The following is a 19119-nucleotide window of genomic DNA, read 5'->3' on the forward strand; positions in this document are numbered from 1 at the left end:
TTCATAGCGATCGGCAATGATCGAGATATGACCAGCGACGCCGTCCCCACCCCGGACCCGGACCCGCGCGCCGGATCTACCCCGAACAAGCCCTCCCCCGGCAAACGCGCCCTGCGCACCCGCGCCGGATACACCTGGGTCAGCCTGGTAGTCGCGGCGATCATCGGCATCATCGTGCTCATCTTCATCCTGCAGAACCTGGATCAGGTGCACGTGAGCCTGTTCTTCTGGAGTTTCTCCCTGCCGCTGGGAGTCACCGTCCTGCTGTCGGTGATCGCCGGTGCGCTGGTGATGGGTCTGGTCGGCGGCTGGCGCATCCTGCAACTACGCCGTGTAGCCAGGCGGGCCTGACGGTCGAGCCACGAGACGGCGATAGGTGACGGTGTCGAATTCCCGGCCGAACTGGTCCACGGCCGTCACCTCCATTTCACTGGAGAACATCCCGGGCCGCACATCGACGCGAATGAACGAATACCGGCTGTACCGCACCCGTGACCACGGCGCGGCCTCGAACTGCTGCTTACCGTCGGCCTCCCACAAGCCACTGCGGGCCACCGCGGTATCGGGCAATTCGTGTCCGCGATAGCTCTCCCCGGAATCGAAGTCACCGTGTGCGGCGCCGCCCCCGCCGACCACGTAATAGACCGTCCCGTCCTGCTCCGGATAGACGATCGCGTGATCCTTGGCCACCCTTGTCGGCCGACCGTTCCGGATCGGATCGGTGCGCTCGAAGTTATGGTTGTGCCCCTGGAGCGCCAGATCCACCTGATACTTGTCGAACAGCTCCGCGAACGCCTGTCGCACGCCACCGTCGCTGGCGCCGCCCACGCCGGTAGCGTAGGCACATTCGTGAAAGAAACAGACGATGAAGTCGATGGCCGGATCCGCGCGATATACCGCGAGCATGCACTCGAGCCAACTCGTCTGCTCGCCACCGGAATAGCCCAGATTGGCCTGGTACTGATGGCACGCCTCGTTGGCGTCCAGGGACAGCACGGCGACATTGCCGTAGCGGAACGAATACACCGACGGACACCCCGCCGGACCGTTCTCGGGCATGTCGATACGCTTGACTAGTCCGCCGTATCCGTGCGTGCCGTAGACCGCCTCCATATCGTGATTGCCGGTGGCGAACATCCACGGCACATGGGCGGCACTGCCCTCGATCGCGTGGAAATAGTCGTCCCAGACATATGGGTTGTAGGCATCCATCCCGTCCCTGGGGGAATTCCCATCGAGCGCGAACCAATCCGGTCCGCCGCCGTGTGAGGGATCGGCATAGCTGATATCCCCGGCGAGGACATGGAAATCCGGGTTCGCCGCGATGATCTGGCGCTGAATGGCCTGCGCATTGCGCGCGCCGGGTAGATCGCCCTTGCCGTATTTGTTGCGATAGGCGCCCGGTCGCAGCCCGGCCGGTTGTTCGGGCGTCTCATCGATGCCCTGATCACCCATCATGGTGAAACGAAACGGCAGCAGCGCCGAACGCGAACTCATCATGGCCGGTGTAGCCGCCGCGATATCACTGACGAAACCGCCGGCGGTGCGCCAGCGGTAGAAGTGCGGGATCCGGCCGGTCAGATTGTCCACCGGGGCATGGACATAGAACTGTTCGGCGGTGAGCACGCCGGCGCCCACGCGCGGCAGCTGGGTGATCAGCTCACGAACCTCGGCCTCGGTGGTCGCGCCGAGCAGGGGCGTCGGACCGTGGTCGAGAAAGACCTTGGCATTGCCCGGATTCCGGGACAGCTGTGCGGCGAACCGCAGCTGGCTGGCCGCGTCCGGCCCGTAGCTGACATGCCTGCCCGCCACCGCCAGGGGCGCGTCATCGGCGTAGGCGAGCGGGCCGAAGGCCGCCAATCCCGCCCCCATTGCCGCCACCGCACCACCGCGCAGGACCGAACGGCGACTCACCGGATGCCGACGCAGATACGACCGATGCCAGTCGTACTGCTCGTCCATTGTCATGCGCGTGGCCAGATGCGCGGGAATGCCGGTGTCGGGCGCCAGGCCCGGCGGGTTGTGCATCGCGTAAAACCTTTACCGGTCGTTCGGGACGATCTCATTCGACTCGGCAAGATTACGCACTCTCGGCGACGCGGCGCACCCACCCCTTCCAGACGGACGGGAATCTCAGGCGGCCCCGATGCTCACAGCAGCGCCGCCAGCACCAGCCACGACACGAACGCTGAGGGCAACATCGAGTCGAGCCGGTCCATCATGCCGCCGTGGCCCGGCAGCAAGGTGCCCATATCTTTGATGCCCAGCTCCCGCTTGACCTGCGATTCGATCAGGTCGCCGGAGGTGGCCACGAGCACCACCGCCACACCCAGCAGCACACCGATCATCGAATTCGCCTGCAGCAGCAGGGTCACCGTGAGCAGTCCGCCGATGACGCAGAACACCAGCGATCCGGCGAAACCCTCCCAGGACTTCTTCGGGCTGATCGCGGGGACCATCGGATGCCTGCCGAACAGCACGCCCGCCACGTAGCCGCCGACATCCGAGCAGACCACCAGGATCATGAACGTCAGCACCCGCAGGTTGCCGCGCGGCTCGGTCAGCATCACCACCGCGAACGAGGCGAGCAGCGGGATCCAGGTGAGCACGAAGACCGTGATCGCGGTGTCGCGCAGGAAGTTTCGCGGTGTCGCGGATAGTCCGTGATCGAACAGCCGCCACGCCATACAGATCAGCGCCGTCAAGCCGAACGCGCCCGCCACGCCGTGTGTCCCGTACGGCCAGGCCAGCCAGATCATCGCCTGCCCGCCGACCAGCAGCGGAATGCGCGGCACCAGCACGTCGGCCTCGCGCAGCCGCTTAGCAACCTCCCAGGTGGCGATGGCGATGGCCACCGCGACCACGCCGACCAGAATCTTCGGCGCCCACAGCAGGATCGCGATCAAGGATAGGCCCAGGCCGAAGCCGACCCCCAGCGCGGCCGGAAGATTGCGGCCCGCCCGCGAGGACTTGGCCGGTTTCGCGTCGGCCTGATCGTGGTCCGGGGACTCCGGATGAGCATCGGAAGCGATCCGGGCTTCGATGTGGCCGAGGGGGTCCACTAAACCATTCTCGGACCCGGCGGGCACGCGCCGATCCGGTGCGTCCGGCTCACCGGTTGATTCGCTCGCCGGTATGCCTTCACCGGCCGGGGCTTGTTCGGCCACGATTGTCCCGTCGCTCACGTATCCGTCCACTCCGTCCCCGCCACCCCCGGCAGGCATTGCTCGAGCCGCTAGACCTCGAGCAGTTCCGATTCCTTGTGCTTCACCAGCTCGTCGATCTGGGCGACGTACTTACCGGTGGTCTTGTCGAGTTCCTTCTCGGCGCGGCCGACCTCGTCCTCGCCGGCCTCGCCGTCCTTCTGGATGCGATTCAATTCGTCCATCGCCTTACGCCGCACGTTGCGGATGGCGATCTTGGCGTCCTCGCCCTTGCCCTTGGCCTGCTTCACCATTTCGCGGCGGCGTTCCTCGGTGAGCTGCGGAACACTCACCCGGATGATGTTGCCGTCGTTGGTCGGGTTGACGCCCAGATCCGAATTGCGGATCGCGGTCTCGATCGCGTTCAGCTGCGCCTGCTCATACGGCTTGATGATGACCATGCGCGGCTCGGGAACGCTGATGCCCGACATCTGGGTGATCGGCGTCGGCGAACCGTAGTAGTCGACGACGATGCGATTGAACATGCTCGGATTCGCTCGACCGGTGCGAATGCCTCCGAGGTCGTCCTTCGCCACCGTGACGGCCTTTTCCATCTTCTCCTCGGCGTCGAAGAGTGCTTCCTCAATCACGACCGTATCCTCCACAGCGTTCGTCGTTGTCGGTTCCGAGTCCCTGAAGGCGAGTATCCTCGCGGACCTCGCCCCCCGGCGGATTCAGGACCGAACCAGTGTGCCGATCTTCTCACCGGCCACCGCGCGGGCGATATTTCCCTTGGTTAGAAGATTGAACACCAGAATCGGCATCTGGTTGTCCATACAGAGGCTGAAGGCGGTGGCGTCGGCCACCTTGAGCCCGCGTTCGATCACCTCTTTGTGGGTGATCTCGGAGAACATGGTGGCGTCGGCCTCGAGGCGCGGGTCGGCGGTGTACACCCCGTCCACCGCCTTGGCCATCAGCACCACCTCGGCGCCGATCTCCAGCGCGCGCTGCGCGGCGGTGGTGTCGGTGGAGAAGTACGGCATGCCCATGCCCGCGCCGAAGATCACCACGCGGCCCTTCTCCAGATGCCGCTTGGCGCGCAGCGGGATGTAGGGCTCGGCGACCTGGCCCATCGTGATCGCGGTCTGCACCCGGGTGTCGACCCCCTGCTTCTGCAGAAAGTCCTGCAGCGCAAGGCTGTTCATCACGGTGCCGAGCATGCCCATATAGTCCGAGCGGGAGCGGTCCATACCGCGGTCCTCGAGTTCGGCGCCGCGGAAGAAGTTGCCGCCACCGATCACCACCGCCACCTGAACCCCGGTCGCGACCACCTCAGCGATCTGCTCGGCGACGGTCTGCACGACGTCCGGGTCGAGTCCGACGTTGCCGCCGCCGAACATCTCGCCGCCCAATTTGAGAAGCACTCGGCGGTAACCCTTGCGGGCCGTTTCCGGGTCCGACATCTGTCTCCTTCTGCTCGGTGAGGATCGGCGAGCACACACACGCGAAAAGACCATCCGGTGTCGGCTCGGGCACGGGACGGTGACAAAAGCTCCGTTCATCCTGCCCTATGCGAGGTCCATACGGTGAACCGCCCCTCGGGTCCGGGGATCACGGCAACCTCACCGGTCGCTCACAGGTTGCTCGCCGCCGAGCCAGGCCCAATAGAGCATGTGACTATAACGCTCGATGCCACCAGCACCGCGGTACCGCCTCAGCCCGCGGCCCCTCGCGCAACTCTCCTCGGTGGCCGAGCCGCCGAGAGAATCGGCCTGGCCGGTCTACTGATCGCCACGGCGGTGATGTACCTGTGGAACATCACCATCGACGGTATGGGAAACCAGTTCTACGCCGGCGCCGCCTGGGCCGGTTCGAAGAGCTGGGAGGCCCTGCTGTTCGGCTCACTGGATCCCGGCAACTTCATCACCGTCGACAAACCGCCGGTCTCGCAGTGGGTCATGGGCCTGTCGGGGAAGATCTTCGGTTTCTCCAGCGCCAGCATGCTCATCCCGCAGGCCCTGATGGCGGTGGCCGCGGTGGCGCTGCTGTACGGCGCGGTGCGGCGGGTGACCAAGAGCCACTACATGGCTCTGCTGGCCGGTGCGGCGCTCGCTCTGACACCGGTCGCCGCGCTGATGTTCCGGTTCAACAATCCGGACGCGGTGATGGTGCTGCTGATGATGGCCGCCGCCTACGCGACCGTGCGGGCCATCGAGCAGGCCTCCACACGGTGGATCCTGCTGGCCGGGGCCGCCCTGGGTTTCGCCTTCCTGGCCAAGATGCTCGAGGGCCTGATGGTGCTGCCCGCGCTCGGCCTGGCCTATCTGATCGCCGCGCCCAACCCGCTGCGCACACGTGTCGTGCAACTGTTCGGGGCGTTCGTCGCGATGTTGCTCTGCTCGGGCTGGTATGTGCTGGTCACGCTGCTGTGGCCGGCGTCGAGCCGCCCCTACCTGGCCGGTTCCACGGATAACAACTTCATGAACCTGGTGCTGGGCTACAACGGCTTCGCCCGGGTGCTCGGTCGCAACCACGGTGGTGGCGGCGGCGCTCACGGCGCGCCCGCAACCGCACAGCATGCGGCACCGGCCGTGGCCGCGGGCGCTCACGGCGCGGGCGCTCACGGCGGCGGGTTCGGCGGTCAGGTCCGCGGCGTGGAGCGGTTGTTCTCCGGCGAATTCGGCTTCGAGATCGGCTGGCTGCTGCCGGCGGCGCTGCTGGCCTTCGTGCTGGTGCTGATCTCGCGTGGCCGGGCGCCGCGCACCGACCTGGTGCGTGCGGCGGCGATCGTCTTCGGTGGCTGGGTGATCGTCGACGGCGGCGTCCTGAGCTATATGAGCGGCATGGTGCATCCGTACTACTGCCTGTCGATCGCGCCCGGCGTGGCCGGTATGTTCGCGGTCGGCATCTACGAGATGTGGTCGAAGCGAACCTCTTGGTTCGGCCGTCTGGGGATGGCCGCACTGCTGGCGACCACCGGGATCTGGAGCTTCGTGTTGCTGCACCGCAACGGCGGCTGGCTGCCCGAACTGCGCTGGGCGGTCTTGATCGTGACCCTGGTCGCGGCGCTGCTGGTGGCGATCCCCTGGAGCGTACGCACCTCGCAGCGCCTGGCCGCGGCGATGCTGACCGTTGGGCTGCTGGGCGGTATGGGCGGCGCGGCGGCCTACTCGTTCGCCACCATCGGCACCGCGCACTCCGGCGGCGGTCCCACCGTGGGCCCGGCGCAGGCGAGCGGGCACGGCGGTATGGGCGGCTTCGGCCAGACCCAGGCCAACCCGCAACTGACGACCATGCTGAAGGCGACCGACTCGACGTGGGCGGCCGCGATCAACAACTCGTCCGCGGCGGCCTCGCTGGAACTGCAGAGCGACAAGGCGGTCATGGCGATCGGCGGCTTCTCCGGCAGCGATCCGGTGCCGACGCTGGCGCAGTTCCAGGCCGACGTGAAGGCGGGCAAGGTGAGCTACTACGTCGTCGAGAGCGGTAACGGACGCGGCATGGGCGGGTCGGATGCGACCGGCGCCGGCGGCAACCATGGCGGCACGGCTCGCGAAAGCGGGAGCGCCACCGGCGGCACGACGCACGATGCCGCCGCGACAGCGGGTGGCGGCTGGGGCCGTAGCCAGCACGCCGATATCACCAACTGGGTGACGGCCAACTTCACCGCCCAGAAGGTCGGCAACGCCACGGTCTACAACCTGACCAGCTACGCAGGCTGACCACCGGGATAGGCGAAGGGCCCCTTGCGTATGTGCAAGGGGCCCTTCGGCTTACGAGCTTGTTACGACTGGCCGACCTCGAACCGGGCGAAGCGGGTCAGGGTGACACCGGCCTCGTCCAGCAGCGCCTTGACGGTCTTCTTGCTGTCGGTGACCGACGACTGCTCCAGCAGGACGACGTCCTTGTAGAAGCCGTTGACGCGGCCCTCGACGATCTTCGGCAGGGCGGCCTCCGGCTTGCCCTCCTCCTTGGCGGTGGCCTCGGCGATCTCGCGCTCCTTGGCGACGACGTCGGCGGGGACATCCTCACGGGTCAGGTACTTGGCCTTCAGGGCCGCGACCTGCATGCCGGCGGCACGAGCCGCCTCGGCCGCGCCCGCACCCTCACCGGTGTACTCGACCAGTACGCCGACGGCCGGGGGCAGGTCGGTGGCGCGCTTGTGCAGGTAGGTCGCGACCGTGCCGTCGTAGGACACCACGCGGCGCAGCTCGAGCTTCTCGCCGATCTTGGCGGCCAGCTCCTGCACGGTCTGGTCGGCGGTCTTGCCGCCCAGGTCCACGGCCTTCAGTGCGTCGAGGTCGGCCGGGCGCGCCTTGGCGGCGGCCGCGACGACGTCGGCGGCCAGCGCCTGGAACTCGGCGTTCTTGGCGACGAAGTCGGTCTCGGAGTTGATCTCGATCATCACGCCGTCCTGGGCGGTGACCAGGCCCTCGGCAGTGGAACGCTCGGCGCGCTTGCCGACATCCTTGGCGCCCTTGATGCGCAGGAACTCGACGGCCTTGTCGAAGTCGCCGTCGTTCTCCTCCAACGCCTTCTTGCAGTCCATCATGCCGGAGCCGGTGAGCTCGCGGAGCCGCTTCACATCAGCGGCGGTGTAGTTCGCCATCCTGGCGAGCCTCCTCTGGGAATGGGTGTCAGGTCTCTAGCGCCACTATGCCGACCGCTTCCCAATAGGGAAGGGCCGGCACGGTGAACATCAGGCTTGCGCGGTCGGTATCGATTCGCGCACAGGGTTACTGCTCAGAAATCCGCGGGGGTCTTGGTAGCCGGGTCCTCTGTCAGCTCGGCCTCGGCGGCCGTCTCGACGGCGGGGGCCGCGTCGGCTGCCGGAGCCGCGTCGGCGGCAGGGGCCTCGGTGGCGGCAGGGGCCTCGGTGGCCGGAGTCGCCTGCGACAGCAGCTCCTGCTCCCACTCGGCGAGCGGCTCGCCGGCGCCGGTCTCGGGCTTCACATCACCGGAGGCACGCGAGGCGCGGGCCTGCACACCCTCGGCGACGGCCGAGGCGACGACCTTCGTGAGCAGCGCGGCCGAGCGGATCGCGTCGTCGTTACCCGGGATCGGGTAGTCGACCAGGTCGGGGTCGCAGTTGGTGTCCAGGATCGCGATGACCGGGATGTTCAGCTTGCGGGCTTCGCCGACGGCGATGTGCTCCTTGTTGGTGTCGACCACCCAGATGGCCGAGGGCACCTTGGCCATATCCCGGATGCCGCCGAGGGTGCGCTCCAGCTTGTTCTTCTCACGCGTGAGCATGAGGATTTCCTTCTTGGTGCGACCCTCGAAACCGCCGGTCTGCTCCATCGACTCCAGCTCCTTCAGGCGCTGCAGCCGCTTGTGGACGGTCGAGAAGTTGGTGAGCATGCCACCGAGCCAGCGCTGGTTCACATACGGCATGCCGACGCGAGTGGCCTCGGCGGCGATGGATTCCTGCGCCTGCTTCTTGGTGCCGACGAACAGCACGGTGCCACCGTGGGCGACGGTCTCCTTGACGAATTCGTACGCCTTGTCGATGTACGTCAGGGTCTGCTGCAGGTCGATGATGTAGATGCCGTTGCGGTCGGTGAAGATGAAACGCTTCATCTTCGGGTTCCACCGGCGGGTCTGATGACCGAAGTGTGCGCCGCTGTCGAGCAGCTGCTTCATAGTTACGACAGCCATAGCTGCGTATCTCGCTTTCCTTGCTGGTTGTCGCAGAGATCGGCGACCTCTGCCCTGGCGTCCACGGCCGCCGGTACCCCACTGGGGACCAGCCGACGGCTCTGTGCGCTGGACGCGCGAAGTCGGTCCGGATGAGCGGACCGCGGCACCAGTCTACGAGCCTGTAGCAAGAACACCTAAACGGCCTGTCCAAAGCCCATTCACACGAACTTCCCGCCCCGGGCCCGGTGGACAGAACACCTTATAAATAAAGCGCTTTCTATCCACATTGAGCCGGATCGAGAAAGTTGTCCACACTCGCCGAAGAGGGCCTTTCGCGACACGATTTCGCGGTGCACGGTGAGTTCATGACCGTACTCAGCCCGGCCCACGGATGCGACCGAGCCAGCCGAGAACGCCGCCGCCCACACCTCGGTGGATATTGCCCGCGCCACGACGAGCAAGGCTCTACCCCAGGGCCCCACGATTCCCGCCACAGCGAATCCAGTGGCGGCCATAACCACGCCAACCGATGCCGAAATCGCCCGCGCCCGGATGGAGGCGGCCACGATCACTCCGGGCATCACTCCAGTCACGGCCAACGCGGCCCTATCCACGGCGAGCATCCGCCCAGTCAGGGTGAGCACGGTCACACACACGAGCACCACATCCGGCACCCCGACCGGAAGCGTCCCTCCCCCGGCGCACACTGCCCCGGCCGAACACACACCGTCCACGGCCGATGGCCCATCAAGAACCGCCCCACCGAACACAACCGCGCCGCCAACAAACGCCGACCCGGCCGGATTCGACGACACTCACGCCCGGCAGCGCGCAGCTCGACCCAAGACCGCACCTCTCCCGGCCGCAACAGCCCAGGCCACCGCGGCCCCGGCCGCACGCACACCACCCACGGCCGGTGGCCGATCCAGAATCATTCACCCTCTATCGGACGTAGCCCCGCGTACGCCGGACACCACCTCGACCATGACGGATATGGCCCGACCCGGCCCCCACTCCAACACAGGCGCCATCCGCGCCCCGACGAACGACGTTTCGGCATCATCAGCCCCAGTGGACCAGCCCGTATCAGAGACTCACGACATGGCGAAGGCGGCCGAAGGCGAGACCCACAGCGTTCACGCCCGAACAGTCTCGGCCCAAATCGAGACCGCAACCGTCCCAGCCACAACAGCCCGAACCACTGCGGCACCGGCCGCACGCACACAGGGCACGGCTGGTGGCCCATCCGTGATCGTTCACGGTCTGTCGGGCGCAGGGCTGGCCACGCCGGATGCTGCCATGGCGATGGCGCATACGATCTGGACGACATTCATGTGCGCCCACTCCCGCACGGGCACAATTCGCGCTCCGATGAACGGCACACCGCCGGGTGCGACGCTTCCCGAGTCAGGGACCGCTCGCGTGTTGACGAATGCGGGCGGAACCGAGGTCCGCGCCGGTCGTGCCCGCACAGCCTCGGTTCGGGCCGAGACCGCTCACGTCCTGCTGGGCCTGGCCCGGGACGCGGCTGTGTCGGTCATTGCCTTCGTGCCGTCATTGCCGGCGTGTTCGATCCTGGCCGAGGTTCGCGCCGACGACGTCCCATCGGAGAAGGCTCGGGGCGGGGGCGACACCGGGCGCGCTCCCGTGGCCGCCGCACACCACTGATCACCGTGATCATTGTGGGTTGGCTGTTGGTGCCGGTTCTGGTGGCTACGCCGGTTGATGCGAGTTCGGGTGGGTTCGGCTGGCCGATGCGGCCGCGGCCGCCTGTGGTGCGGCGGTTCGACAAGCCCGCGTACGACTGGCTGCCCGGGCATCGTGGGGTCGATCTCGGCGGTGTGGCCGGAGAGCCCGTTCTGGCCGCCGGGGAGGGGTATGTGGTGTTCGCCGGCGAGGTGGCCGGGAAACCGGTGGTGTCCGTGGATCATCCGGGCGGAGTGCGGACCACCTATGAACCGGTTCTGGCCTTGGTTCCGTTGGGGCGCAGGGTGGTTCGTGGTGATGTGCTGGGCACGCTGGAACCGGGGCACTCCGGCTGCGCCGCACCCTGTCTGCACTGGGGCGCCCGGCGCGGGCACGAATACCTCAACCCGTTGGGCCTGCTTCATACCGCCCCGCTGCGGCTCAAACCGATTGTCCCGCAAGGGGGATGAGGGATCCGCGCCCGCGATGCGTGGACTGCGCCCCCGGTTGGCCATGCCACACGGCAGTCCGCGGCAGCGGACCCACGCACGGCCCGGGGATATCCGCTCGCTGGATCTCGCAGACGACCGGCTGGACCGCGACCGGACGTCGGCGAGCGGTCCGTCACACCTTATCGGCGCGCGGCCGCAGGGGCCGCGCCCTCGCTTTCGGCCAGCTCGCGCTTCCACTGACGGAAGGTTTCCTCGGTGCGGCCGCGGCGCCAGTATCCGGAGATCGAGGCGCGGTTGGCGGGGACGCCGCGCTCCTTGCGGATGTACGGCCGCAGATCGTGCATGACGACCTGCGCCTCGCCGTGAATGAAGACGTGGGCCTCACCGTCGAGCCACGGCTCGGCGCGCACGGCCTCGGCCAGGGTTACGCCGGGTTCGCGGTCGCCGCGGTGGATCCAGGTGAGCTCGACGCCCTCGGGGCGGGCGAAGTCCAGTTCGTCCTCGGGACCGGTGACCTCGACGAAGACACGGCCCACCGCCGAGGCGGGTAGCGCGGCGCAGGCCGCGGAGATCGCAGGGAGCGCCGACTCGTCGCCCGCGAGCAGATGCCAGTCGGCCTCGGGACTCGGCGAGTAGGCGCCGCCCGGGCCCGTCAGGTCGAGTTGATCGCCCGGTTTCGCGGCCGCGGCCCACGGACCGGCGACACCCTCCTGACCGTGGTAGACGAAGTCGATGGCGATCTGCTCGAGTTCGGGATCGATCGAGCGGACCGTATACGTGCGTGTCGTATCACCGTCCGGGCCCGGGATCTGCAGCTTGACGTAGGCATCGGTGAAGCCGTTGGGCTGGAATGCCTCGAAGCCGGGACCGCCCAGGTGGACCCTGATCAGATGGCCGGTCAGGCGTTCGGTACGCCGGACCACGAAAGACAGACGAGTGCGAGCCAAGAGACACCTCCGTTATTAGGATTACCTAATGAAGCGTAGCATGGTGTATCGCCGATAGCTCGCGATATATCATTCAACGATAGACGCGGCCCCTACCGCACCCGTCGGCAAGGATAGGGACATGCCGATCGAACCGGATTCCACGCCTCCGTTCACCTATGCCGAAACCGGCGCGACGAACGGGGAATTCCCGTCCGGCTACCACCAGTTCCGGCTGCGCCGCCGGATCGGAACCGGCCGCACGCTGTTCGAATCGGCCGCCGCGCAGATCCTCACGTACCGGATGCAGCGCGGGACCGGCATCTTCGACTCCGCGAGTACCCCCGAGGCTGCCCCGGGCACGGCGCTGACCGTGCGCCTGGGAATCGGGCCCCTCGCCATCACCGCGCCCTGCCGCGTCGTCTACATCCTCGATGAACCGAACCGGCGCGGCTTCGCCTACGGCACCCTCCCCGGCCACCCCGAGATCGGCGAGGAACTGTTCGCTGTCGAATACGACCCCGCCGACGATTCCGTCCACGGCCACGTCGCCGCCTTCTCCCGCCCGGGCACCTGGTACACCCGGCTCGGCGGACCGGTGACCCGCCTGCTCCAGCAGTACATGGCCGGAAAGTACATCGACGCGATCCGCCCCCGCTGAACCGAATACGCCACCGACTCCGACCGAAACGAAACCGTCCGGACGCCGCCGATCCGTCCTCCGGCAGTAGTACATCGAGCCGGATTCCCATGTGACGCAACGGATCGCATGTGCCATCACTGGATACTGTGGACTATCCGGTTGTGGCGATCACGCCGAAGTACTCAGTGCGTGCCCAACTGTTCGGTCAGTGCTTGCGCCTCGGCTCGTAGATCGGCGGCACGGTCCGCGCGGCCCAGGGTTTCGTATTCCGTTGCGGCAGCGTGACGTTCGTCGATCTCGGTACGGACGATGCGCTCGATATCGGCCTCGGTCAGCTCGCGGCGACGCGCCTCGGCGACGCCGAGACCAACCGCGCTGGACTCGATCGCACCGGCCCTCACCTCGCTCGCGTCGACGGCCTCGGCGTTGTCGATCGCACCCAGCGCCGAGCGCAACGCCCCGGCGGCGCACCGATCGCGCCGCTTCATGGCAGCGGTGAGTGCGGCGCGCAGGCGGTCGCGCAGCGGGAGGCCCTCGGTTCTCGGATCGGTCGGCATGGTGCGACCGTACGGTTCCGGCGCCGGGTCGGTCGAGCTATTTACCCGCTCAGGCACGGGGATGAGCCTGGTCGTGAGCCTTTTTCAGGCGGTCGATGGAGACGTGGGTATACAGCTGGGTGGTGGCCATGCTGGCGTGGCCGAGGATCTCCTGCACGATGCGCAGGTCGGCCCCGCCCTCGAGCAGATGGGTCGCGGCGGTGTGGCGCAGGCCGTGCGGTCCCATGTCGGGTGCGCCCGGGATCGCCGCGACTACCTCGTGCACAACGGTTCTGGCCTGTCGCTGGTCGATGCGGCGGCCGCGGCGGCCGAGCAGCAGGGCGCGACCGGAGTCGGCGGTGACGAATGCCGGACGGCCCGCGGACAGCCAGCCCCGCAACGCCTGTTCCGCCGGCGGGCCGAACGGGACCGCGCGTTCCTTGTTGCCCTTGCCGAGCACCCGGACCAGGCGGCGCTCGGAGTCGATATCGTCGATATCCAACCCGCACAGCTCGCCGACTCGAATTCCCGTCGCGTACAACAGCTCCACGATCAGCCGATCCCGCAGCGCCATCGGATCATGTTGCTCCGCACCGGATTGCGCCGCATCCATCGCCGCCTTCGCCTGGTCGCGGCCGAGCACCGCGGGCAACACCCGATGCGCCCGTGCCGAACCCAGCCGCGGGCCCGGATCGACGGCCAGACGCCCGGTGCGGGTGAGCCACTCGGTGAAGGTGCGCGCCGAGGAGGCACGCCGCGCCATTGTGGTGCGCGCGGCGCCACTGCCCGACTGCTCGGCCAGCCAGGACCGCAACAGCGGCAGATCGATCTCCCCGACCCCGGAATCCGCGGCACGGGAACACAAATGGCCCAGCAGCGACCGCGCGTCGCCGACATACGCCCGCACCGTATGCGCCGACCGATTGCGCCCGAGCCGCAGATGCCGCCCGAATTCCTCCAGCAGCGCCGCCAAGTCCTCGGGCAGATCGTCCATACCCTCCACGGTTACCGAGTCTCGGCGAGGTGACAAGTCACCGCGCCGGAATCCGGCGGGTTATCGCGACACACCGCGAGTGGCGTGGACGAGGTGACCGCCCGCCGCCAGGGCGCTTTCGGATGGTGGAGCGCCGGTGTAGCGGGTGATGGCGGCGGCCAGCCCCACGTCGTCGATCTCGTCGAATCCCGCGGCGCGTAGTTCGTCGGCCATCTCCGTCTCGGTGAAGAAGCCGATCAGGGGTTCTTCCACCGCTTCCACCTCGCGCTTGGCGTGGGCAACGCGTTCGCGCAGCTCCGATGACATCTCCGTCGACGGCGGTTCGCGGTAATCGAGGATCAACTCGGCCCGCTGGCCGAGACCGCCGATGAAGCCCAGCGTCGCCCGCAGCGCGTCGCGGGTGAGGTAGTGGACGACGCCCAGCCAGGTGAAGAACGCGGGGCGGCCGCGGTCGAATCCGGCCGCCGCCAAACCCGCGGCCAGCGTTTCCTGTTCGAAGTCGACCGGCGCGAACCGCAGCGTGGGCGGGATGCCGATACCCGCTTCGGCCATACGGTGACGTTTCCATGTCTGAGTGTCGGGATGATCGACCTCGAACACCGTCACATGTTCGTACGGGTTCCGAGAGCCGAACGTATCCAATCCAGCGCCCAGCACCACCACCTGGCTCACACCCGTCGCCACCGCGTGCTCGACGGCGTCCTGAGCGAAGCGATACCGCACGATCATGAAGGGCATGAGCCGATCCGGGACGCCGGACAGGTATTCGGTCACCCACTCGTCGGGGTCTCCCGCCACCATCCGCGCGGCCAGTGGATCGTCGAAGATTCGCGGCGGATCGCTCAACTGATAGCGCGCTCGGACCTCCGCGGTCATCAGGGCCGTTCGGCTCGACCGACCAGCTTCCATGGCGAACTCCATTCCAATGCCAATAAGAGATGGATACCTCTCTTGTTGAGAATATTGCTCACAGATAAGAAAAGCAATCGTCTCTTATCTGCGGCTCATCGCCTCCATACCGGAACCGCATGCCAGCCCGAGCCCTCACCTCCCGTCGCCGCGTGATGAACCGGAGGTCCGGAACCAGCCGGAGTGATCCGAGGCGATCAGGCCGGCCAGTTCGAGTGCGGGGAGTACCGCACGCACGGCCGCCGGGGGTAGATCGCAGTGCTGTGCCAGCTCCACCGGTTGGCGTGAACCGACCGCGGGGAGCGCCGCGTAGACGAGGGCCTCGTCGCCGGTGAGAGCGTCGCCGGGCGTGTGTGCGGAATCCGAGGGCAGGGACAGCTGAAGCGGTCCGGCCTCGTCGATGATCTCCTCGGCGCGGCTGACCAGCAGCGCCTCCCCCTCGCGGATCATGCGGTGGCAGCCGACCGAGGACGCCGAGGTGATGGGTCCGGGCACCGCCAGGGCCGGACGTCCCAGGCGGCGAGCCCATTTCACGGTATTGCGCGCACCGCTGCGCAGCCCCGCCTCGACCACCAGCACACCGTCGGCCAGCGTCGCGATGAGCCGGTTGCGTGCCAGGAAATGATGCTTGCGCGCGGGCACGCCGGGCGGGTATTCACTGATCACCAGCCCGACCTCGGCGATCTGCGTCAACAGCCGCGCGTGCGCCACCGGATACGACCGGTCGACACCGCAGGCCAGTACGGCGATCGTCGGCGCACCGCAGGCGAGTGCCGCGCGATGGGCCGTGCCGTCCACCCCGAATGCCGCACCCGACACGATGGTCCACCCGCGCGCCGCGAGATCACCGGTGATCTCCGCGGTCACCTGCTCGCCATAACCGGTACTGCACCGCGCGCCCACCACGGCCAATGCCCGCTCGCTGGATGCCAGCAGCGACAGCGGCCCCCGCGCCCAGAGCACCAGTGGCGCAGCAGCCCCCGGATCTCGCGTCGCGTCGAGTTGGCTCAAACCCACCATGCGCCACGCGGGCCACTCCGGATCGTCCGGCGTCACCACCCGCCCGCCGAGCCGATCCATGAGCTCGAGATCTCTTTCGGCGCGGTCGATTCCGCGCCGCTGCTCGGTCGGCCCGCGCAGCGAATCGGGCAGCTCGCACTCCCGCACCGCCCGCGCCGCCTCCACCACCCCGACCCGCTCGACCAGCGCCGACAACGGCGCGCACGGCCCCTGCAACACCCGCGACAGATACACCCACGCCAGCAGCCGTTCCTGCTCCTGTGTTCGCACGACAGGCCCGCAGACCATCGGATCCACATCGTTCGAACCCCCACCCACTTCGAAACCCATTGCCGAACTAGCGCTATCAATCGCCCTACGCCCCATATCGAGCCCTGTCGCCTGCCTGGACGCCACCACCTCACCACCACCCGCTCCCGATTCAGCCGGTGCGCCCACCCCGGTCGACTTCGACACGTCGACCGCGGCAAAATCCGGTGTCCGCTGATCGCTCTCGTCCCAGCAATCGCCATTCAGCCCGCTCGTGGCTCCGCCGCACCCCCGCACCAGCAAAGGCTCGGCCACACCTTCCGCCCGCCCTTCACGCTCGGCCGTGTCTTCTCCCCGCCCCGCACGCTCGCTCATACCACCGCTGCGCTCCCGCTCGAGCGCAGGCTCAACCGCACCTTCCATCCACCGTCCACGCTCGGCGTCTTGTGCCCACCCACCACGTTCCGCCCACCCGCCATCCTCGCTCACGCCGCCGCACTCCCGCACCAACAATGGCTCGGCTGCACCTTCCGGCTGCCCTCCACGCACGGCCGCATCTTCCGCCCACCCACCGTGCTTGCTCATATCACCACCGCACTCCCGCACGAGCACAGGCTGAGCCGCACCGTCCACCGGCCCGCCACGCTCAGCCACGCCTTCTGCCCACCTGCCGCGCTCACTCATGCCACCACCGCACTCCCGCTCGAGCGCAGGCTCAGCCGCACCGTCCACCGGGCCGCCACGCTCAGCCACGTCTTGCGCCCGCACACCACCTTCTACCCACCCCCTGCGCTCACTCATGCCACCACCGCACTCCCGCACGAGCGTGGGCTCGGCTGCTTCCATTTTTCGCTCGCTCATGCTGCGCCCCGCTGTCGGAAGTTCAGTGCTTGCAGAATGTCCTGGGTGTTGGGGATTTCGCCGCCTCGCAGGTCGCAGATGGTCCACGCGACTCTGATCGCGCGGTCGGCGCCGCGGGCGGACATGCGGCCCTGGCGTAGTGCGTTTTCCACCGGGACCAGTGAGTCGTTCGGTAGGCGGAAGCGCTGGCGCAGTACGTGGCCCGGGACCTCGGCGTTGGTGGTCCAGCCGAATTCGCGCCAGCGGGTGGCGGCTACCGTGCGGGCCTGCTCGACGCGGGCTCGGACCACCGCGCTGGACTCGGCGTCCGAGGAGGCGAACGTACCGGAGGCCTGGCCGTGCATCTGTACCCAGATGTCGATCCTGTCCAGCAGGGGGCCGGAGAGTTTGCCCAGGTAGCGGCGCCGCGCCAGCGGGGCGCAGATGCAGTCGACGTCGCGGGCCGGGGCGCACGGGCATGGATTGGCGGCGAGGACCAGCTGGAACCGTGCCGGGTAGCGGGTGACGCCATCGCGGCGGGCGATGCGAATTTCTCCCTCCTCCAAGGGGGTTCGCAACGCCTCGAGAACCTTCGCGCCGATCTCCGCGCACTCGTCCAGGAACAGCACGCCCCGGTGCGCGCGGCTCACCGCGCCCGGGCGCGCCGTTCCGGATCCGCCGCCCACCATCGCCGTGACCGAGGTCGAATGATGCGGCGCCACGAACGGCGGGATGGTGATCAGCGGATGCTCGCCCGGCAGCGTGCCCGCCACCGAATGGATCGCGGTCACCTCGAGCGCCTCGCGTTCGGTCAGCGGCGGCAGCAATCCTGGAAGCCGTTGTGCCAGCATCGTCTTACCGATTCCCGGCGGCCCGGTGAGCAGTACGTGATGCCCACCGGCGGCGGCCACCTCGAGGGCCCAGCGGGCTTCGTCCTGACCGACCACCTCGCACAGGTCGCCGATGCCGGTGCGCTCACCGGAGGGCAGCCTGCCATCGGGGGTGCGCAACTCTCCATCGCCGCGCAGCCAGTCGATCATCTCCCGCAGGGTCGCCGCGCCGAGTACGGTGATCCCGCCGACCAGCCCGGCCTCGGTGAGCGCCGCTTCGGGAACCACCACCGTCGAACGGCCCGCCGCCCGCGCGGCCAGGACCGCGGGCAGCACTCCCCGCGAGCGCCGCACTCGGCCGTCCAGTGCGAGCTCTCCCAGCAGGACCGCGCCCGCGAGCCGAGTCGACGGGACGGCGCCCCCAGCGTCCAGGACCGCCGCGGCCAACGCCACGTCGTAGACGCTGCCGACCTTGGGCAGCGTGGCCGGGGACAACGCCAGGATCACCCGGCCGTCGGGCCATTTCTCCCCGGAATTGGTCACCGCCGCCCGCACCCGATCGCGCGACTCCTGCAACGTGGTGTCGGGCAGGCCGACCAGATGCACCGACGGCAGCCCCTGCCCGATATCCGCCTCAATCTCGACCAACTGGCCCGTCACGCCGGTCACCGCGACCGAAAAGGCCCGGCCCAGCGCCATCAGAACACCGCCTTCAGATGTTCGATGACCGGTTCCTGCTCGCGGATCAGCAGCACCGACACCACATCGAAGCGAATCCTGCGCCACGGCCCGGTCTGCTGATCGAGCCACAGCAGCGCGAGCCTGCGGATGCGCTGCTGCTTGGTGAACGTGACCGCCTCGGCGGGAATCCCGAACCCGCGGCCGGAGCGCGTCTTCACCTCGACGAAGGCGGTGACGTCCTCCTCGCGGGCGATCAGATCCAGCTCGCCGAACCGACACCGCCAGTTACGCTCGATGATCTCCATTCCGGCCGTGCGCAGGAACTGCGCCGCCAGCTCTTCCCCTTGTGCGCCGAGCGCCTGGTTATGTGCCACACGGCCAGCATCACCGGGCCGCGCAGCCCACCAGATCGTGTGACCTGCGCAAATAAAAAACCTGTGGACAGCCCTGCGGCTGTGCACAACTCGCCGAACGCGGGGTCGGTGTCCGGTCGTTCACGGGACGGGCCTACCTGCGATGACATCCATGCCGAGGCCCTTCGCCACGCAGCCGAATCCGATTCGAGTACCG

General features: G+C 67.9%; 18 protein-coding genes. 5 read left to right on the top strand and 13 right to left on the bottom strand.

Annotation, left to right across the window (positions count from 1 at the left end; translation table 11 throughout):
• Positions 1 to 27 precede the first annotated feature (27 nt).
• Positions 28 to 351, top strand: a complete 324-nt coding sequence (locus JZ791_RS06975; RefSeq protein WP_216893347.1) for a LapA family protein — start codon at positions 28 to 30, stop codon at positions 349 to 351.
• Here JZ791_RS06975 and JZ791_RS06980 read toward each other — a convergent pair.
• From JZ791_RS06980 to pyrH, 4 genes are all read right to left on the bottom strand, one after another.
• Positions 325 to 2028, bottom strand: a complete 1704-nt coding sequence (locus tag JZ791_RS06980) for a metallophosphoesterase (RefSeq protein ID WP_216893348.1) — start codon at positions 2026 to 2028, stop codon at positions 325 to 327. The genes JZ791_RS06975 and JZ791_RS06980 overlap by 27 nt on opposite strands.
• A 122-nt stretch (positions 2029 to 2150) precedes the next feature.
• Positions 2151 to 3032 carry a phosphatidate cytidylyltransferase gene (locus JZ791_RS06985; RefSeq protein WP_308162815.1) on the bottom strand — a complete coding sequence of 294 codons (882 nt, stop codon included), beginning with the start codon at positions 3030 to 3032 and terminating at the stop codon, positions 2151 to 2153.
• Between the two features lie 203 nt (positions 3033 to 3235).
• Positions 3236 to 3793 carry a ribosome recycling factor gene (gene frr / locus JZ791_RS06990; protein ID WP_216893349.1) on the bottom strand — a complete coding sequence of 186 codons (558 nt, stop codon included), beginning with the start codon at positions 3791 to 3793 and terminating at the stop codon, positions 3236 to 3238.
• A gap of 84 nt (positions 3794 to 3877) precedes the next feature.
• Positions 3878 to 4606, bottom strand: a complete 729-nt coding sequence (pyrH, locus tag JZ791_RS06995) for a UMP kinase (protein WP_216893350.1) — start codon at positions 4604 to 4606, stop codon at positions 3878 to 3880.
• A gap of 201 nt (positions 4607 to 4807) precedes the next feature.
• Between pyrH and JZ791_RS07000 the strand changes: the two genes are divergently transcribed.
• A complete protein-coding gene (locus JZ791_RS07000; protein WP_438804488.1) occupies positions 4808 to 6865 on the top strand; it encodes an ArnT family glycosyltransferase in 2058 nt (685 codons plus the stop codon).
• Positions 6866 to 6927: 62 nt separating this feature from the next.
• Here the strand turns inward: JZ791_RS07000 and tsf are convergent, their stop codons facing one another.
• Together tsf and rpsB are read right to left on the bottom strand one after the other, a co-directional pair.
• The gene (gene tsf / locus JZ791_RS07005) at positions 6928 to 7752 is read right to left on the bottom strand and encodes a translation elongation factor Ts (RefSeq protein ID WP_216893351.1); all 825 of its coding nucleotides are present in this window, start codon (positions 7750 to 7752) and stop codon (positions 6928 to 6930) included.
• A 134-nt stretch (positions 7753 to 7886) separates the two neighbouring features.
• Entirely contained in the window at positions 7887 to 8801 is a 915-nt protein-coding gene (gene rpsB / locus JZ791_RS07010; RefSeq protein WP_216893352.1) for a 30S ribosomal protein S2, read from the bottom strand.
• Positions 8802 to 10205: 1404 nt separating this feature from the next.
• Between rpsB and JZ791_RS44750 the strand changes: the two genes are divergently transcribed.
• Entirely contained in the window at positions 10206 to 10451 is a 246-nt protein-coding gene (locus JZ791_RS44750) for a hypothetical protein (protein WP_254205317.1), read from the top strand.
• 14 nt (positions 10452 to 10465) lie between these two features.
• Complete coding sequence (locus JZ791_RS44755) at positions 10466 to 10939, top strand: M23 family metallopeptidase (RefSeq protein ID WP_308162814.1); 474 nt, start codon at positions 10466 to 10468, stop codon at positions 10937 to 10939.
• 161 nt (positions 10940 to 11100) lie between these two features.
• Here the strand turns inward: JZ791_RS44755 and JZ791_RS07020 are convergent, their stop codons facing one another.
• Positions 11101 to 11868, bottom strand: coding sequence for a siderophore-interacting protein (locus JZ791_RS07020; protein ID WP_216893354.1), 768 nt, complete (start codon positions 11866 to 11868; stop codon positions 11101 to 11103).
• Between the two features lie 121 nt (positions 11869 to 11989).
• On the opposite strand from JZ791_RS07020, the gene JZ791_RS07025 reads away from it, so the two are divergent.
• Complete coding sequence (locus JZ791_RS07025; RefSeq protein ID WP_216893355.1) at positions 11990 to 12508, top strand: DUF1990 domain-containing protein; 519 nt, start codon at positions 11990 to 11992, stop codon at positions 12506 to 12508.
• A gap of 164 nt (positions 12509 to 12672) precedes the next feature.
• Here JZ791_RS07025 and JZ791_RS07030 read toward each other — a convergent pair whose 3' ends face one another.
• The 6 genes from JZ791_RS07030 to JZ791_RS07055 all read right to left on the bottom strand — a co-directional run bounded on the left by JZ791_RS07030 (position 12673) and on the right by JZ791_RS07055 (position 18923).
• Complete coding sequence (locus JZ791_RS07030) at positions 12673 to 13047, bottom strand: GatB/YqeY domain-containing protein (protein ID WP_216893356.1); 375 nt, start codon at positions 13045 to 13047, stop codon at positions 12673 to 12675.
• Positions 13048 to 13096: 49 nt separating this feature from the next.
• Positions 13097 to 14020 carry a tyrosine recombinase XerC gene (locus JZ791_RS07035; protein ID WP_216893357.1) on the bottom strand — a complete coding sequence of 308 codons (924 nt, stop codon included), beginning with the start codon at positions 14018 to 14020 and terminating at the stop codon, positions 13097 to 13099.
• Positions 14021 to 14080: 60 nt separating this feature from the next.
• A complete protein-coding gene (locus JZ791_RS07040) occupies positions 14081 to 14929 on the bottom strand; it encodes a class I SAM-dependent methyltransferase (protein ID WP_216893358.1) in 849 nt (282 codons plus the stop codon).
• A gap of 135 nt (positions 14930 to 15064) precedes the next feature.
• A complete protein-coding gene (dprA, locus tag JZ791_RS07045) occupies positions 15065 to 16237 on the bottom strand; it encodes a DNA-processing protein DprA (protein WP_216893381.1) in 1173 nt (390 codons plus the stop codon).
• Positions 16238 to 17055: 818 nt separating this feature from the next.
• Entirely contained in the window at positions 17056 to 18567 is a 1512-nt protein-coding gene (locus tag JZ791_RS07050) for a YifB family Mg chelatase-like AAA ATPase (protein WP_216893359.1), read from the bottom strand.
• On the bottom strand, positions 18567 to 18923 hold the full coding sequence (locus JZ791_RS07055) for a YraN family protein (protein ID WP_216893360.1): 357 nt from the start codon (positions 18921 to 18923) through the stop codon (positions 18567 to 18569). Before JZ791_RS07055 ends, JZ791_RS07050 begins: the two co-directional genes overlap by 1 nt.
• Positions 18924 to 19119: the final 196 nt, after the last annotated feature.

It is taken from the genome of Nocardia alni, assembly GCF_019038435.1.
Classification (GTDB): Bacteria; Actinomycetota; Actinomycetes; order Mycobacteriales; family Mycobacteriaceae; genus Nocardia; species Nocardia alni.

Coding starts and splice junctions, on each gene's coding strand:
- JZ791_RS06975 (WP_216893347.1), top strand. CDS start 28: ATGACCAGCGACGCCGTCCCCACCCCGGACCCGGACCCGCGCGCCGGA.
- JZ791_RS06980 (WP_216893348.1), bottom strand. CDS start 2,028: ATGCACAACCCGCCGGGCCTGGCGCCCGACACCGGCATTCCCGCGCAT.
- pyrH (WP_216893350.1), bottom strand. CDS start 4,606: ATGTCGGACCCGGAAACGGCCCGCAAGGGTTACCGCCGAGTGCTTCTC.
- tsf (WP_216893351.1), bottom strand. CDS start 7,752: ATGGCGAACTACACCGCCGCTGATGTGAAGCGGCTCCGCGAGCTCACC.
- rpsB (WP_216893352.1), bottom strand. CDS start 8,801: ATGGCTGTCGTAACTATGAAGCAGCTGCTCGACAGCGGCGCACACTTC.
- JZ791_RS07025 (WP_216893355.1), top strand. CDS start 11,990: ATGCCGATCGAACCGGATTCCACGCCTCCGTTCACCTATGCCGAAACC.
- JZ791_RS07030 (WP_216893356.1), bottom strand. CDS start 13,047: ATGCCGACCGATCCGAGAACCGAGGGCCTCCCGCTGCGCGACCGCCTG.
- JZ791_RS07035 (WP_216893357.1), bottom strand. CDS start 14,020: ATGGACGATCTGCCCGAGGACTTGGCGGCGCTGCTGGAGGAATTCGGG.
- JZ791_RS07040 (WP_216893358.1), bottom strand. CDS start 14,929: ATGGAAGCTGGTCGGTCGAGCCGAACGGCCCTGATGACCGCGGAGGTC.
- dprA (WP_216893381.1), bottom strand. CDS start 16,237: ATGGTCTGCGGGCCTGTCGTGCGAACACAGGAGCAGGAACGGCTGCTG.
- JZ791_RS07050 (WP_216893359.1), bottom strand. CDS start 18,567: ATGGCGCTGGGCCGGGCCTTTTCGGTCGCGGTGACCGGCGTGACGGGC.